Consider the following 15661-nt stretch of genomic DNA (forward strand, 5'->3'; position numbering starts at 1 on the left):
CGACAATGATATTAACTTTCGGTGAATAGCAGTGGTTAGCGTAATCATCGCTTAAAAATAACCATAGCATTGATATCTCGCATCAAAATGACATAACGCAGAGATTTAGACCGAAAAAGTCCACTAAAGTAGGGGGTTATATCTGACTGATATGCCAGCTTTTAATTATATTTTAAGAGTATACCAAATATTCGTCTCTAGACTGTAACATTCCGAACTAAATCGCTGCAAGCCTAGCCTATTAAGCCACATCAACTTAGCCATAAGGGTTGTAGCCACGATTAAACCGTAGCCAATAAAAAAGCCCCTAGTCGATAAATTGACTAGGGGCGTAGCATTCAAGTTTGACTCATGCACAAGGAGATAGAAGTTATTGCAGTTAAAACTAAGGGCGATTCGCAAGAACTATTTACAAGAACTATTCACGCAGTTCCTTGGTTGAGTTTTGTGTCAACACATAAGGTGCTAGTTCTGGCACTTCTTGGCGCAATTGATTTTCAAGCACTAACAAATTTTCAAATCGGTCGCACAAACGGTCAGCCTTAGCTTCTAATCCCTTAGATTGGCTCTCAACTTGTTGCTCAATATCTTGGCCTAAATTGTCCATTTTTTTGGAGAAGGTATCCATCTTGGCTTCAAAATTCTCACCGCCACCAGACATGATTTGGCCACCTAGGTTCATCATAATTGCGCCAATTGAATTCTGGACAATTTGTTCCATTTCCAGCTCAAATTCATCGTTAAATGTACTTTGCATCGAGTCTTCAGTCGCCCCTAAATAGAAGCTATCACCATTCTTGTAAGCCACTGAGTCAACCCGTTTTTGAACGCCAGCCATCATTTCATCAAATTTTGCACCAGCGGCATCACCCATTAAAGGTGTTAAGGCCATACCAACAGCTTTGGAAGCAAGAGATACTGCCTCATTCACCAGTTCAATCACTTCTGGCACTTGAGTCGAAACTTCATCGGCATATTGAGTAACCAATTTTTTCTGCTTGTCGGTTAAGTTAACTTGCTTACCTTCCACGAATAACTTGTCAACTTCGATACGATACTTTTCTGTGCCCTTCTCGCTCATGACTAATTTTTTAGGCTCAACCATAACGTCATAATTTAAGGAAACTTCACAGCGTTCATCTATTTCTGGCTCTGTTTGTGCTTGCGCCAGCTGTACGCTAGATGCTCCTAAAATCACGCCAGATAATGCAAATCCAGTTAATAACTTATTTAATTTCATTTTTGTTCGTCCTTTAATCTGAATAATTCGATAAACCTAAACTACTGAATAGCTTTTAGCAGGAGACGTGCCAACTTTATAACAATATGATTATGTTGGATTTTGAAAGTTAGCACTAAAAGGTCATTAGCGAAATTCGCTAACATTTAGTCTGATAGTGCTAATAAAAAACGAGAGATAAGACTAGAAAATAGAACGACCGAGACGCTGACTTAGATGCTCAAGCATCGCAGTGCCCGCAAGTGAGTTGCCATTATTATCGAGTTCTGGCGACCATACACAAATCGACAGTTCTCCAGGGATCACGGCAATAATACCGCCGCCGACGCCACTTTTACCTGGCATACCAACACGATAAGCAAACTCACCCGCACCATCGTATAAGCCCGAGGTTGCCAACAGAGCGTTAAGTTGTCGAGTTTGCACTTGAGAGATAAGCTCAGACCCTGTGATACTTTTGCCGCGATTAGCCAAATACAACATGGCCTTAGACAAGTCAGCACAATTCATCTTCAAGGCGCAATAATGAAAATAGGTGCGCAGCACAGTATCAACATCGCCTTGAAAATTACCAAAGGACTTCATCAAATAAGCGATAGCCGCATTGCGCGCACTGTGCTGATATTCTGAATCTGCTACTTGTTTATCGAAACACACTTTATCGTTTTGGCTTAGTTGCCTGACTAACTCAAGCATTCTGTGTTTAGGAGCACCTAAACGACTCTGCAATAAGTCAGCAATCACTAACGCGCCAGCATTAATAAATGGGTTGCGCGGCTTGCCACGTTCTAACTCGACTTGAACTAAAGAGTTGAATGAATGGCCCGAAGGTTCTTTGCCAACTCGGCTCCAAATTTCGGCTTCTTCATATAAAGTTAACGCTAAGGTTAAGCTGAAAACTTTGGAGATACTTTGAATCGAAAACGGCTCAAGGTAATCACCCGCACCTAAAGTTTCACCGTCAACAGTCGTGACGGCAATGCCTAATTTGCCAGCATCAACGCTGGCCAGTGCGGGGATATAATTTGCAACCTTTCCTTGGCCGAGCAAGGGTCGAACTTTCTCGACCACTTCCTCAAGTAATGCCAACTCGGGCATTAACCCCACCAAATGTCGTACAGTTCGCTAACTTCAACCTGAGACACTTTTTGGGTCGCCCAGAATGCCTTAACTGCAGCAATATCTTCTTCGGTACATTTACCAATCGTTTGGGTGGCGATAATGCCTTCCCATTCGATGTGGCCGCCGCCATGGAAACCTAATTTACGGGTTTCGATCACTTCATCGATGAATTTATCTACAGTTGCATCGATATCGGCTTCAGATACTGATGCATCAAAAGTCCAAGCCATATCGAAACCTAACTCTTGGAATTCATCAACGCGCATTTTCTTACGTAAACGACGGCTACGATTAGTTGCCATAGTGATTTTCCCTTTTGTGTTTAAAATTAGCTAAAATTGAGTTCGTGATTAAGCGATACGCTCAAACATCAGATCCCATACACCGTGACCCAATCTATGGCCGCGGGCTTCAAACTTTGTCAATGGACGATGATCAGGACGCGGCACCACACTGCCGTCGGCCGACTGATTTTGATAACCCGGAGCAGCTTGCATCACCTCTAACATATGCTCGCTGTACTCTTCCCAGTCAGTGGCCATATGGAACACACCGCCAATTTTTAGCTTGCGACGAATCAGTTCGGCAAATTCAGCTTGCACGATGCGGCGTTTATGGTGACGTTTTTTATGCCAAGGATCTGGGAAGAACAATTGCACTCGGGCTAATGAACCGTCAGCAATCGCATGTTCTAATACTTCCATGGCATCGTGATGATACACACGTAAATTAGTCACACCAGCAATGGCGGCATCACTGAGGCAAGAGCCTACACCCGGTTTATGTACTTCAATACCAATGAAATTTTGCTCTGGTGCATCTTTAGCCATTTGTACTAAAGAGGCGCCCATGCCAAAGCCAATTTCCAGCACAGTATCAGCTTCACGACCAAAAACGTCGCTTAGTACCAATGGCACTGGGCTGTAATCTAAACCCATTGTTGGCCACTGGCTTTCAATAGCGTGTGCTTGGCCTTTGGTTAGGCGACCTTCTCTCAGGACAAAGCTTCTGATCTTGCGCAGATACTTGCCTTCTTCATTAAATTCAGCGGTAGTGACTTCGCTCATTTTTGCCTCGTCTAGTGGACAACACCATCATAAAAGAAGGGCATTATCCAAAGTTCAACATACAGTGCAAGCACTAATGGGGCGAAAGTATACCAAGATTATTTAAGAGTGCGAATTTAGCAGCGATTTTTAGCTTTAGATCCCTTGCCAACTTATCTTTGACGCTTGTCTAAGAAGATAACTGCCGCTACACTGCGCCGATGAAATCTACAGCCTCCTTCGCTACACGTATCGTCTCTTGGTACGACAATCACGGTCGTAAAACCCTCCCTTGGCAGCAAGATAAAACCCCATATCGCGTATGGGTTTCTGAAATTATGCTGCAACAAACTCAGGTTGCGACTGTTATTCCCTATTATCTTAAATTTATGGTGCGTTTCCCCGATGTGTTAGCACTTGCTAACGCGCCAGACGATGAGGTATTACATCATTGGACCGGTCTTGGCTATTACGCTAGGGCGCGTAATCTGCATAAAGCAGCCAAAATAATCCGCGATGATTATCAGGGATTATTTCCAACACATTTTGAACAAGTGCTCGCCCTACCCGGCATCGGCCGCTCGACGGCAGGCGCAGTATTGTCATTGTCACTTGGGCAACATCACCCCATTCTCGATGGCAACGTAAAACGTGTATTAGCAAGACATGGGGCAATCGCAGGTTGGCCAGGGCAAAAGACGGTTGAAGAGCAACTTTGGCAACTGACGGATGCCTTCACACCGCAGCAAGATATTCAGAAATATAATCAAGCCATGATGGATATCGGCGCCAGTATTTGCACTCGTAGCAAACCTAACTGTGCCGCTTGCCCTGTAGCGATTGATTGCAAAGCTCAGCTGATTGGCAGACAAACCGATTTCCCTGGCAAAAAGCCTAAAAAAACCATACCAACCAAAGCGGCGTGGATGTTAGTGATGATGCAAGACAACCAAGTCTTTCTAGCTAAACGTCCGCCAGCGGGAATTTGGGGCGGGCTCTGGTGTTTCCCTGAATTCGCTACCCAAGCCGCCCTTGAAACTCATCTTGAAGAGCAAGGGTTTGATGCGCAGCAACTCGAATGGTTAACTAGCTTTAGGCACACATTTAGCCACTTTCATTTAGATATTCAGCCCATGATGCTTAATCTAGATAAAGCCCTCGGCAATAAAGAGAGCGTGGGCGCTGTCATGGAACAAAACCAGTCTCTCTGGTATAACATAAGTCATCCTTCCAAAGTGGGACTCGCCGCCGCCACCGAGCGCGTGCTAGCCAATTTGGGATCACTCGTTCAATCCGCAGTCAGTAAGGAATAATCATGGCGCGTACAGTCAATTGCGTATATTTAAATAAAGAAGCCGACGGCCTAGACTTTCAACTGTATCCAGGTGATTTAGGTAAGCGCATTTTTGATAACATCAGCAAAGAAGCTTGGGGCCTATGGCAAAAAAAGCAAACCATGCTGATCAACGAGAAAAAACTCAACATGATGAATGTTGATGATCGTAAATTTCTTGAAGAACAAATGACCTCTTTCCTATTTGAAGGTAAAGAAGTAGAAATTGAAGGTTTTGTACCAGAAAAAGACCAAGATTAATTCTGGTCGTTAGTCGGCTCTAAGTATAAAGCTTACAAAAAAGCGCCTTTCGGCGCTTTTTGTTCATCTAAATGACAGAATAAAGAGTTACTTACGCACGCCTTCAACCACTAGATCTAATTCAACATGGCTAGATGCTGGACCTAAATCCATCTTGATACCGAAGTCTTTCATCGCAAAGGTAGTTGTGCCCGTAAAACCGGCACGGTAGCCACCCCAAGGATCCTGACCTTCACCCACAGCATGGGCCTTGATCGCTAATGGTTTAGTCACACCATTTAAAGTTAAGTTACCGTTAATCACTAAATCGCCATTTCCTTTATCTTCCACCGAAGTAGATGCAAAGGTCGCTTTAGCGAATTTGCCAGTATTAAGGAAATCTTCACCGCGAATATGTTTGTCACGCTCAGCATGGTTTGAATCGACACTTAATGTATTCACTGTGACATTCACTTTCATCGCAGTAGGTTTAGCCGCATCGTAGCTAAAATCGCCGCTAAAATCATTAAAACGCCCCACCACATAGCTATAACCTAAGTGATTCACTTTAAATGTAATAGAAGCGTGAGCGCCTTCATGATCAATCACATAGTCAGCAGCTGAAGCCGCCACAGGAGCCAATAGAGATACACCGATCAGTGCGCTTAACAGTTGCTTTTTCATTGTATTATCCTCGTTTAAATTTAATCATTCTAAGTAGGGTGGCGTCTTTATCGATAAAGTGATGTTTTAATGCGCCCACGGCGTGAATAACGACCAGCGCGATCAAGCTGTAAGCCGCATATTGGTGAATATCACCCGCGATATCAGCTTGGTTTTCAAACAAAAGTCCCAATCCTGGTAGTTCAAACCAATCAAACACCCAGATACCACGGCCATCTGCGGTTGAGATCAAAATGCCAGCAGTCATGATGACAAAGAGCAAGATATAAATAATAAAATGCGCCAAATGTGCGGCCGTCTTTTCCCACGGTTTATGACTCGCCTCAGGTGCTGGCTTGGGATTAACTAAGCGCCATACCAAACGAAATATTGTCGCAGCCAATAACAGAATCCCAATACTTTTATGTAGATGCGGCGCAGTCTTGTACCAAGTACTGTAGTAGGTTAACTCCACCATCCACACACCGACTGCAAATAACCCAATCACGACGAACGCACTCAACCAATGGGTCACAATGGCGGTAATTCCATAAGCAAACTGACTATTTCGAAACATACTGCGACTCCGTACTCGCGTTTTCTTCATGCCATCCATGAAATAATATTCATTATCATAAATCTAAATTTAAAAACTAAAATCAGTAAAAATCGCTTATATCTTTCTAAATTTTAGAAAGTAAGCCAAAAATCATGATCTGTGAGCACAAAGCTATAGTAAACATCAGTATCCCTCTGACTTGAAAAATACAGCCAACGAATGAAATTGAGCTGAATTCGCAAAATAAGAGATAAAAAACACCCAAGATGTGCATTAAACAGCCGAACGAGTGATTTATCCGGAAAAAGCACTTGCAGAGGTCAAACACCCTAGCTAATATAGCCGCACTTCGAACGATACGGCTTAGCCAACGAGTTCAAAGTAGTTAACTAACGCTTAGTTTAGTTGCCCGAATAGCTCAGTCGGTAGAGCAGAGGATTGAAAATCCTCGTGTCCCTGGTTCGATTCCGGGTTCGGGCACCATTATTCTGTAGTAAAAATTAGCAGTAAAGATTTAAGCCGGCATAGCTCAGTTGGTAGAGCAACTGACTTGTAATCAGTAGGTCCCGAGTTCGACTCTTGGTGCCGGCACCATATAAAACAATGAAACCACTCAATGAGTGGTTTTTTTGTATCTGAAATTTGAATAATAACTAATAAAGTCTGTGGTCAATCGCAACTGACTTACTCTTGATAATATCAGTAGGTCCCGAGTTCGACTCTTGGTGCCGCCGGCACTATATAAAACAATGAAGCCACTCGCTTACTCTTAGTTGCTCCGCTTCCATCAATCAAAGCTCAACAATACCCACTGCGCTCCACAGCTCCTTGCTTGCAACAAATGAGCTTAAACCTTAATTGTTCTCTCCAAAATAGAAGATAAATAAATGAGGAAGTTAGGATAAACAGCCAAAAGGAACACCTACTGGCGTTAAAGTGCTGAAACTTTCAGCGGTAAAATAAGGGTAAAACGAAAGAATCAAATAAATAAGCGCATTTTGTTTAATAGTTAATCAGTCACTTAAAAAGGGCTTGCACAGCTAAAGCGAGCACTATATTATACGCGCACTTCGAACGAACAAGGTCTTCACGACTTAGTTCAAAGTAGTTAACTAACGCTTAGTTTAGTTGCCCGAATAGCTCAGTCGGTAGAGCAGAGGATTGAAAATCCTCGTGTCCCTGGTTCGATTCCGGGTTCGGGCACCACTTTTAAGGTAATGAATTCGATTGGGTTTATTACTGTGCTTTACGCCGGCATAGCTCAGTTGGTAGAGCAACTGACTTGTAATCAGTAGGTCCCGAGTTCGACTCTTGGTGCCGGCACCATATAAACAATGAAGCCACTCAATGAGTGGCTTTTTTGTATCTGTTTTTTGTATCTGAAATTTGAAGTGTTCAGTACAAAGCGCAACTGACTTACTCTCGATAATTTCAGTAGGTCCCGAGTTCGACTCTTGGTGCCGGCACCATATAAACAACGAAGCCACTCAATGAGTGGCTTTTTTGTATCTGAAATTTGAATTGTTTCAAAGCAAAACATAACGGACTTCCCTCAATAATAACGATAGCGCCCTCAATACTGGCACAATAAACGTTCAAATCGAGCGTTAAGATAATTTATTGACTTCATGCAACAGACAATCACTTAATCCTTTACCCCTATAAATGATAGTTTTATATTCGCCACATAAAAAAGCCACTCATTATTGAGTGGCTTTGCGTTCTTATACAAACTATCTAGTTCCAAATGACTCAATCGTGCTTATTTGATGAGCTCGAGTGGCATAGGCCTATCACCTGCTTGAACTTGATGTTGAACATGGCGCCACCCTTGAGTGAGCTCACTTAGATGTGCTTTTCTCTCGGGGAAATGTGTAGCAAGTTTTTCGATAACATCAATTTGCTTCTTACACAATAATGACCAACGATCTGCATTTGATAAGTACATGGCGTTTTCCTTAACTGAGGGGTTACTTTTCCTTAGCCAGTTAAGTCTAGGCTGGAATCATTTTATTGCCAATTCAAAATTGCGCGTTAGCGCACTGTTAAAACAACTAACTCGGGAGTATCTTGGTTCTATAAACATAAGATAGGAGGCGTTATGACAGCCGATATTTTTAAACTCATTTTTGTCGCTATTGGTATATTTCTCGTTTACAAGCTGATATTTGGTGGCAAGAAAGGTCTGACTATTTTTGAAATGCATTTTAAAGATGGCCGTATGACTCAGCATAAGGGCAAGATCCCCGAACGATTCGAACGGGAATGCCGCCAAATCGCTAAAACCGAAAAACTGACTTGTACTGTTAGGGCTGAAAAATCAGGAGATGTACGCTTACACATTTCTGCCAACGTGAGTGACAATGTAAAGCAAAGGATTCGTAATCTGTTTCCGTTTGAATATTATGACAAAAAATCGATAGATAACAGTCGTCAAGCGGGTTAGTTCTTCGCCTCTCCCCTAGCAACCTTAATACTTGCTATTGATAGTTAAGTATTGAGGTTGAAGTGAGTTCCTAAGGCATTTTCTTATTTAAACTTAACTGGATACCTAGGTTTTAGAAAATCGGATTCTAACTGACCGTCTTTTCTCGCATCTCGAATACGACGTTCATTATCTTGCACCATAGGATCGCTTGCGGGTTGATGAGGATCGACTTGTTTCTCAGAATGATCCTCAAACTTAAAGTCAAAAGATGAACAAGCAGTTAACGACAGACTAAAAAATACTCCCCATAAAACAACGTGTTTATTCATCGACTACCCCCTATCTATTTAGACTTAGACTTAGACTTAAGCTCAGATTAATTAAATTTAAACAATGGGTTGCAATAACCTTACCCCCATATATCACTTATGCCACTAGCAAAAATGCCTAGCTGCAACTTTGGTTTGACTTCAACACTTTAATGCAGAAAAAAGGGGATTATTAGCCAAGCTATACTGTTTAAGCCAACTTAATTAAAAATTGCTGAGACTATTTTTGAATAACTAAAGTGACTTTAGCAACTGTGATGCCAAACTTAATAATATCACTCTGATTTATAATGGTATTATCATTCACTAAGAACATCCAATCGTCGAAATGAACTTGATATTCCTCACCATCCACAGGCAATAACATATCGTATTTCCAACGTAGCGCACTGCCGCTAGATTGGCCATCGGCAGTCCCGATAATGTCACCTGCAGTTCCTGAGTATCGCCCTTCCCCTAGTGCCTTGATGCGCCACACACGAGTTTGAGTTTCACCATCATCATACACAAACCATTCATTAATGACTCCCTCACTTCCCTGCCAACTGGCTTCCATAATGACATTGAATTTGCGGATTACTTTGCCACTAAAATCTTGTACGACCCCAGAGGCTTTTAATGGTCCATTAAAAAATGACTCCAAAACCAATGTCGGATGAGTATCTTTATAATCAGTCACTTCCACCGATGAACAACTCGACAACAGCCCTATCATTATTAAACCTAAAAATAACTTTCGGCCGACAAGCCGTTTCAACAATCGCATGGTTTTTCTCCGAGTAATTGCGCCCGCAAATCAGGACGACTAGTGGCTTTCGATAACCAAATCGCTAAAAATGCCTCAGCAAAATTAGCATCATGGATAATGTCGAGTGGTTGATGATTAAAGAAAAACTGACTCGTTTGTCCATCTATCACCTTAAAACTTAAATGATCGCCCTGCTTCACATCGGGCCAAGTCGCATTTAATAAACCCAACCAACGTTGGATATCATTTTCGGCAAACGCTAGATGCTTCCATTGATCTTTTGTCGCTTCGAGCAAATCCTCTGACTCAATATCTCGATAATATTCAATATCTAACAGCAGAGGATATTGCCCCTGTTGATAACGGCCATTTACCGTCATCAGTCTCGCCTTATACAAACTAAACCACAGCCAATCCATTTCTCCGCGGCCCACTTCCTGAAAAGTCTGCGTCACATCGGTGGCATCATTCAGTTCGATAGTAATGTTTTCAAAATCAGGCGTTTTCGCCTCTAACGCTTTTAAAGGTGCGGCCAATAAACTGAGGGCCAATAGACTTAAGCAGCTTGAATTCAAAAATGAAAAACCAAGATTTGGGCTACGATTACGAACTGACGACATGGGATCCCCCTTTTACTGCATGATGTCTTACAACAGGTACTTAACTAAAAACGGCATAATGACTTAACCGCGATCAATTCCTACAACTCAATAATTAACGCCCAAACACAGTAAAAGAACGCGCTTTAGTACTTCGATTAAATCCATAGGGATTAGCAAGTTGGATTAAAAATGGCAGCAAGACTAGCCAAACCAAAAATAACACCACAGCAGAAATGACATTACCATAGGGCAAACTCACGGCATTAAATTGTGCGCCAGCCAAATAGCTTAACCCGCCCAAAATGCCCCCGAGTAACGCCTGAAATATCAGCGGTAAAGGTCGCATAAAGGCCAAACTATGATTCAGGGTCAAAGCAAAATGCAGCCACAGGCAACCAAGCCACCAAGGGAAAAGAGCAAACTCAAACACCGCTAAAACAGAGAGTACGGTATCTACGCCTATTCCTAAGGCTGCAACCTTTAGCATCAATAGCAAATCCACTTTGCGATACTCGTGCTTACCTAATGAAGCTAGCAGGATAAAGTGAAATAATAACAAAGGGATAGTTAACAACAGTGAGGTGTTAAGCCAAAGTACGCTAGACCACCACACAGCCTGAAAACTCAAGGCGTTATAGAGAATAAAGCCCTGATGTTTAAAAGGAACCCGAGAGTTAGCTAACATGGACTTCATTTTTGCCTCACTTTTATCTTGCTGCAAACAAAGCGGCTCATTCCAACGAAAATGGTTATTTCCACTAAAGTGACTGCTTAATCAAAACAGATTACATCGCATTAGGGCTATGGCTTGGGAGATTATGGCTAGCAATGCGATAGTCCGGACGCACAGCCACTAAATGCACTGTGCTTGTGGTACGTTCTAAAAATCCACCTTCACAATAACTTAGGTAAAATTTCCACATCCGAATAAAATCATCGCCATAACCTAAAGCTTGGATTTCGCCTATCGCATGATCAAAATTCTCATGCCAATGTTTTAAGGTTTTAGCGTAATCGAGCCCCATATCATTGAGCGACCAGACCACCATGTCCGTCTGTTTGGCAATGTGACCGACCATTTGGCTCACAGAGGGTAAGCAGCCACCGGGGAAAATATAACGCTGAATAAAATCCACACTTTTGCGATAACTGTCGTAACGTTGATCGGCAATCGTTATCGCCTGTAGCAGCATGCGCCCATTGGGTTTTAACAATGTTTCCAGCTTTTTAAAGAAGCCTGGTAAATACTCATGCCCCACAGCTTCAATCATCTCGATAGAAACAACCCTGTCGTATTCCCCAGTGAGATTGCGATAGTCCTCAGTCAGCAGCGTCACTTTATCGCTTAGCCCTTCGCGTTCGACACGGGCTTTGGTATAGGCGTATTGCGCATCTGAAATCGTTGTTGTTGTCACGTGCACGCCATAATGCTTAGCCGCATAAATAGCCAGCGCGCCCCAGCCAGTACCAATCTCAAGCAAGGTTTGACCCGGCTGTAAATCCAGCCGCTCACAAATAGTCATCAGCTTAAACAACTGCGCTTCCTGCAAACTGGCTTCCTCATGGGGATAAAGCGCGCTCGAATACAACATTTCACGGTCGAGGAATTGCTCATACATAGCATTACCCAAATCATAGTGGGCGAGAATATTCCGCTTTGAGCCCTCTTGAGAATTGCGATTCAGCACATGCTTCACACGGTTTATCGTGCCAGTTAACCAAGAGAATTTGGCTTCAATCTTATCGAGTAAGGCTAAATTACGGGCAAACAGTTGTACGACTTTGGTGAGATCAGGGCTCGTCCAATGGCCTTGAATATAACCTTCACCCGCACCAATGGAGCCTGAAAGCATGATTTGACGATAAAAACTCGGGTGTTTAACCACAAGCGTAGCGTGCAAGTCGGTATGACTCTCACCAAAACGATAACTCTTGTCGCCCTCAACCAAGGTCAAGCAGCCATGTGGGAGACTTTCCAGCGCCTTAAGCAAGACTTTACGCGCAATACTGTCGGGCAGTTTCCCTGTGGTGACTGAGGTTTGCGAAGCCGTATTTTCCATGTTATTTCTCCATCTGAGCTGGATGCGGCACAAAGGGCACACGTTTAAAAAAGAGTTTTAGCGCTTGCCAATAAATCCCGAAGAAGATCTTGAGAGTCATAAAAGGGAAGCGAAACAAAAGCGTCCGTAAATTAGCCGCCGTGATCGGTTGACGTTTCATCACTAAATTGGCATTAAACAGTTTTTTGCCATTCTCTTGCATCGACTTGTTTTCAATACCAATGTTTAAGTCTTCACTCGGCGCAGACACATGCCAGAGATAACGCATATCGAGAGTCATAAAGGGAGACACGTGAAACACTTTGTCAGAAGGTTTGGGCGCGGCTAAATCGACTAAATAGCAATGGCGCTGATCCCAAGGCGTGTTACTCACCTCGGCCAACATGTATAAAGGCGTTTGATCTTGATAACAAAAGTAGAAATTTACTGGGCTAAAATACACGCCAAAATGGCGGATCTGACCCACAAACAAAACTCGATCGCACAGCTTATCTGCGCCTAACGCTGCCACTTGAGTCAATACGCGACTCTTAAGTGCAGCTGCGCTCGGATCAACAACAGCCACTTCACCGCTGTCATTGGATTTAGTCGTAAAAGAAGTTAAATAGTCTTTAGGATTGAATCTCAGTAAAGCGCGGCGCTGACTGGCAAAAACTCGCCCCATGGCACTGATCTTATCGACTTCATCTAAATCAATCGCCAACAGCGCCATGGCATAACTAAAGCTATGTTTAATCGGTGTAAAACGGCTGTGGGATACAGTGCCGTAATAAATACCGCTATTGAGCTCTGTCATAGGCTGACACCAAAATGGGCACACACATCAAGTGCACTGCGAACGCCATCTTCATGGAAACCATTGTGCCAATAGGCGCCAGCAAAATGGGTATGATTTTGCCCGGATATTTCCTCACGGCGGCCCTGAGCCCTAAGACTGGCTTCGTTAAACACTGGGTGGGCATAATTGAAGCGGCGTATCACTTTCGACCCATCAATCAACTCAGACTGATTCAAGGTGACACAAAATGTCGGCGCATTGGCTGGCAACTGTTGCAGTATGTTCATGTTGTAAGTCACTGACGCAGGACGTTTTAGGTTACCATCTAATCGATAGTTCCAACTCGCCCAAGCGGCTTTTCGCTTAGGTAAAATACGCGTATCCATGTGCAGCACCACATCGTTATTCTGGTAGCTGAGGTCGCCTAAAATGGCGCGTTCTGTTGGCGTAGGATCGTTTAACATACGCAGTGCTTGGTCGCTATGACAGGCTAAAATCACCTCATCGAATTCCAACCATTCACCGTGAACTTGTAACTTCACCCCATTGCCATGGCGTTCAATACCTGTCACAGGTGAGTTAAGGCGGATATTGTCTTTAAAGGGCGCAATAAGATCAGGAATATAGCTACGCGAGCCCCCCTTTAGCACATACCACTGGGGTCTATCACTGACATTCAATAAACCATGGTGCTGGAAGAAACGAATAAAAAACTTCAACGAAAACGCGCGCATATCTTCTATGCTCGAAGACCAAATCGCCGCACCCATAGGCAAAATGTAATGCTCAGCAAAAAATGGTGAGAAGTGTTCACTGTCTAAATAATCACCTAAGTTACCTTCGGGATAAATATCCTGTTGATAGAGTGCCTTACAGCCTTTATTGAAGCGCAAAATTTCTTTTAAAAAGGCCCAAAAGCGTGGATTCAGGAGGTTACGCTTTTGGGCAAACAAACTGCCTAAATTGTGGCCGTTGTATTCAAGCCCAGTCAGAGCATTGTGCACGCTAAAACTCATCTCAGTCGGTAATATGGTGACATTAAGGCGAGCCAATAAACGTTCAAATCGTGGATACGTTCTGTCATTAAACACGATGAAACCTGTGTCTATAGCGTAGGTTTGCCCTTGATGCTCCACATCGACTGTCGCCGTGTGGCCGCCGATATAGTCATTGGCCTCAAACACTGTAACCCTGTGCGACTCGCTTAATAGATGGCCACAGGTTAATCCAGAAATGCCGGTGCCAACGATGGCGATATTTTTCATAAACTATTGTCCTTTAGCGGCTTGGCTTGAGTATCGTTTGCAATCATTTTTTGCCACACAAAGGCAGGTAAAAACGACATCAACTTCAATAGATAAGTAAAGCGTCGCGGAAAATGGATCTCGCGCTTGCCACCTTTCAGCCCATTACGTATCGCCTTAGAAGCGGTTTGTACACCCACTTGCATTGGCATAGAAAAATCATTTTTTGCGGTCAGTGGTGTCGCCACAAAACCCGGGCAAATCAAGCTCACGCCTATGTCATTCTTGGCAAGATCGAGCGCGAGACTCGAGGCTAAATACTGCACGCCAGCTTTAGAGGCGCCGTAAGCTTCAGCGCGAGGGAAAGGTAAATAAATAGCACTAGAACTCATTAAGCCAATACGTGAACCCCTTGGCATTAAAGGTAAAAATGCCCCGAGGCAATATCCCATTGCAATTAGATTGGTATGGATAACGCGCTCGAACAACACATCATCGAAAGCCTTAGCATCATCAATATATTCACAACTGCCCGCATTCAAAATGACCAAATCGAGCTGAGAATCTGTTTTCGCCAATAGCTCAGCTACATTTTGGCCAGCTTGTTGAACTTGGTCGCGCTGGGATATATCGAAGATAAACAACGTAGCACCTACTAGTTCATTCAAGGCTAACGCCTCTAACCTTTCTTGGGAGCGGCCACAGGCAATGACATGCCAACCTAGGGACAAATAATCCTGCGCCAGTTGCAACCCAATGCCAGAGCTTGCACCTGTAATCAGCACTGTATTTACTTTCATCGGCTTAACAGCGTCCATTACTTTGCCGCCCTGTCTTTGAGCAAGCGGATAAGGCCGCCCATGCAAGGCAAATGCTCATACAACATTTGCCCTAAGTCGAAGTAATCCCTGTGAAAATAAATCTTGTCGTTGAATTTAAGTTGGCTCATGCCATCAACACGGATAAGTCCGCCTTTATTCAACTTAGGGTGGCTATATTCCATCTGCCAAAACAGCGCGGCTTGGTTCGCATCCTGCTGCACTTCTTTGATCTCAAACTGAATATGCTTAACATTCTTATATAACTTCGCGAAGTACTGAGTTAACGACGCTAGCCCTGTGATTTGATGCATAGGATCGGTAAAACTAATACTGTCGTCGTAAACCCGACCTAACAAATGCAAGTTATCTTTATTCAAAGCTTGATAAAGCTGAATAAAATCATCAACAAGCGTATTAGTCTCAGTCGTCGCTTGGTTTGTCATCTTGT

At 43.3% G+C, this 15661-nt stretch carries 19 protein-coding genes and 4 tRNA genes; 7 read left to right on the forward strand and 16 right to left on the reverse strand.

Going from position 1 to position 15661, the window contains the following annotated elements; translation table 11 throughout:
• Positions 1-418: 418 nt before the first annotated feature.
• From ACHA99_RS07760 to trmB, 4 genes are all read right to left on the reverse strand, one after another.
• The gene (locus tag ACHA99_RS07760) at positions 419-1240 is read right to left on the reverse strand and encodes a YggN family protein (protein ID WP_393942019.1); all 822 of its coding nucleotides are present in this window, start codon (positions 1238-1240) and stop codon (positions 419-421) included.
• Positions 1241-1423: 183 nt separating this feature from the next.
• The gene (gene glsB / locus ACHA99_RS07765) at positions 1424-2338 is read right to left on the reverse strand and encodes a glutaminase B (protein ID WP_028761292.1); all 915 of its coding nucleotides are present in this window, start codon (positions 2336-2338) and stop codon (positions 1424-1426) included.
• Positions 2338-2664, reverse strand: a complete 327-nt coding sequence (locus ACHA99_RS07770; protein ID WP_028761293.1) for a YggL family protein — start codon at positions 2662-2664, stop codon at positions 2338-2340. Before ACHA99_RS07770 ends, glsB begins: the two co-directional genes overlap by 1 nt.
• A gap of 48 nt (positions 2665-2712) precedes the next feature.
• On the reverse strand, positions 2713-3429 hold the full coding sequence (gene trmB / locus ACHA99_RS07775; RefSeq protein WP_105251866.1) for a tRNA (guanosine(46)-N7)-methyltransferase TrmB: 717 nt from the start codon (positions 3427-3429) through the stop codon (positions 2713-2715).
• 200 nt (positions 3430-3629) lie between these two features.
• On the opposite strand from trmB, the gene mutY reads away from it, so the two are divergent.
• Together mutY and ACHA99_RS07785 are read left to right on the forward strand one after the other, a co-directional pair.
• On the forward strand, positions 3630-4721 hold the full coding sequence (gene mutY, locus ACHA99_RS07780) for an A/G-specific adenine glycosylase (RefSeq protein ID WP_393942022.1): 1092 nt from the start codon (positions 3630-3632) through the stop codon (positions 4719-4721).
• Between the two features lie 2 nt (positions 4722-4723).
• Positions 4724-5002 carry an oxidative damage protection protein gene (locus ACHA99_RS07785; protein ID WP_006082532.1) on the forward strand — a complete coding sequence of 93 codons (279 nt, stop codon included), beginning with the start codon at positions 4724-4726 and terminating at the stop codon, positions 5000-5002.
• Positions 5003-5089: 87 nt separating this feature from the next.
• Here the strand turns inward: ACHA99_RS07785 and ACHA99_RS07790 are convergent, their stop codons facing one another.
• Positions 5090-5665, reverse strand: a complete 576-nt coding sequence (locus ACHA99_RS07790) for a YceI family protein (protein WP_028761297.1) — start codon at positions 5663-5665, stop codon at positions 5090-5092.
• A gap of 4 nt (positions 5666-5669) precedes the next feature.
• A complete protein-coding gene (locus tag ACHA99_RS07795; RefSeq protein ID WP_263185739.1) occupies positions 5670-6221 on the reverse strand; it encodes a cytochrome b in 552 nt (183 codons plus the stop codon).
• A gap of 389 nt (positions 6222-6610) precedes the next feature.
• Between ACHA99_RS07795 and ACHA99_RS07800 the strand changes: the two genes are divergently transcribed.
• The 4 genes from ACHA99_RS07800 (at position 6611) to ACHA99_RS07815 (ending at position 7529) form a co-directional block, all read left to right on the forward strand.
• A tRNA-Phe gene (locus ACHA99_RS07800) sits at positions 6611-6686 on the forward strand.
• Between the two features lie 35 nt (positions 6687-6721).
• Positions 6722-6797, forward strand: a tRNA-Thr gene (locus tag ACHA99_RS07805).
• Positions 6798-7333: 536 nt separating this feature from the next.
• A tRNA-Phe gene (locus ACHA99_RS07810) sits at positions 7334-7409 on the forward strand.
• 44 nt (positions 7410-7453) lie between these two features.
• Positions 7454-7529, forward strand: a tRNA-Thr gene (locus ACHA99_RS07815).
• Positions 7530-7965: 436 nt separating this feature from the next.
• On the opposite strand, the gene ACHA99_RS07820 is transcribed toward ACHA99_RS07815, so the two are convergent.
• The gene (locus tag ACHA99_RS07820; RefSeq protein ID WP_105251863.1) at positions 7966-8151 is read right to left on the reverse strand and encodes a hypothetical protein; all 186 of its coding nucleotides are present in this window, start codon (positions 8149-8151) and stop codon (positions 7966-7968) included.
• Positions 8152-8304: 153 nt separating this feature from the next.
• On the opposite strand from ACHA99_RS07820, the gene ACHA99_RS07825 reads away from it, so the two are divergent.
• Complete coding sequence (locus ACHA99_RS07825) at positions 8305-8649, forward strand: DUF3634 family protein (protein ID WP_105251862.1); 345 nt, start codon at positions 8305-8307, stop codon at positions 8647-8649.
• An 83-nt stretch (positions 8650-8732) separates the two neighbouring features.
• Here ACHA99_RS07825 and ACHA99_RS07830 read toward each other — a convergent pair whose 3' ends face one another.
• The 9 genes from ACHA99_RS07830 to ACHA99_RS07870 form a co-directional block, all read right to left on the reverse strand.
• Positions 8733-8960, reverse strand: a complete 228-nt coding sequence (locus tag ACHA99_RS07830) for a hypothetical protein (protein ID WP_131523646.1) — start codon at positions 8958-8960, stop codon at positions 8733-8735.
• A gap of 220 nt (positions 8961-9180) precedes the next feature.
• A complete protein-coding gene (locus ACHA99_RS07835; protein ID WP_105251860.1) occupies positions 9181-9726 on the reverse strand; it encodes a DUF3833 domain-containing protein in 546 nt (181 codons plus the stop codon).
• Positions 9714-10328: a chalcone isomerase family protein gene (locus tag ACHA99_RS07840; protein ID WP_286992893.1), complete on the reverse strand. Its 615-nt coding sequence runs from the start codon at positions 10326-10328 to the stop codon at positions 9714-9716. The genes ACHA99_RS07835 and ACHA99_RS07840 overlap by 13 nt, the downstream gene beginning before the upstream one ends.
• A gap of 94 nt (positions 10329-10422) precedes the next feature.
• Entirely contained in the window at positions 10423-11004 is a 582-nt protein-coding gene (locus tag ACHA99_RS07845) for a DUF2878 domain-containing protein (protein ID WP_263209910.1), read from the reverse strand.
• A gap of 91 nt (positions 11005-11095) precedes the next feature.
• Entirely contained in the window at positions 11096-12370 is a 1275-nt protein-coding gene (locus tag ACHA99_RS07850; protein ID WP_105251858.1) for a cyclopropane-fatty-acyl-phospholipid synthase family protein, read from the reverse strand.
• Between the two features lies 1 nt (position 12371).
• Positions 12372-13166, reverse strand: coding sequence for a DUF1365 domain-containing protein (locus ACHA99_RS07855; RefSeq protein ID WP_393942027.1), 795 nt, complete (start codon positions 13164-13166; stop codon positions 12372-12374).
• A complete protein-coding gene (locus ACHA99_RS07860; protein ID WP_393942029.1) occupies positions 13163-14413 on the reverse strand; it encodes an NAD(P)/FAD-dependent oxidoreductase in 1251 nt (416 codons plus the stop codon). Before ACHA99_RS07860 ends, ACHA99_RS07855 begins: the two co-directional genes overlap by 4 nt.
• Positions 14410-15210 (reverse strand): SDR family NAD(P)-dependent oxidoreductase, encoded by an 801-nt coding sequence (locus ACHA99_RS07865; RefSeq protein ID WP_393942031.1) that lies wholly within the window; start codon positions 15208-15210, stop codon positions 14410-14412. Before ACHA99_RS07865 ends, ACHA99_RS07860 begins: the two co-directional genes overlap by 4 nt.
• Positions 15210-15656 (reverse strand): nuclear transport factor 2 family protein, encoded by a 447-nt coding sequence (locus ACHA99_RS07870; protein WP_393942033.1) that lies wholly within the window; start codon positions 15654-15656, stop codon positions 15210-15212. Before ACHA99_RS07870 ends, ACHA99_RS07865 begins: the two co-directional genes overlap by 1 nt.
• Positions 15657-15661: the final 5 nt, after the last annotated feature.

The sequence above is a fragment of the Shewanella sp. S23-S33 genome (assembly GCF_043359565.1).
Taxonomy (GTDB): domain Bacteria; phylum Pseudomonadota; class Gammaproteobacteria; order Enterobacterales; family Shewanellaceae; genus Shewanella; species Shewanella oncorhynchi.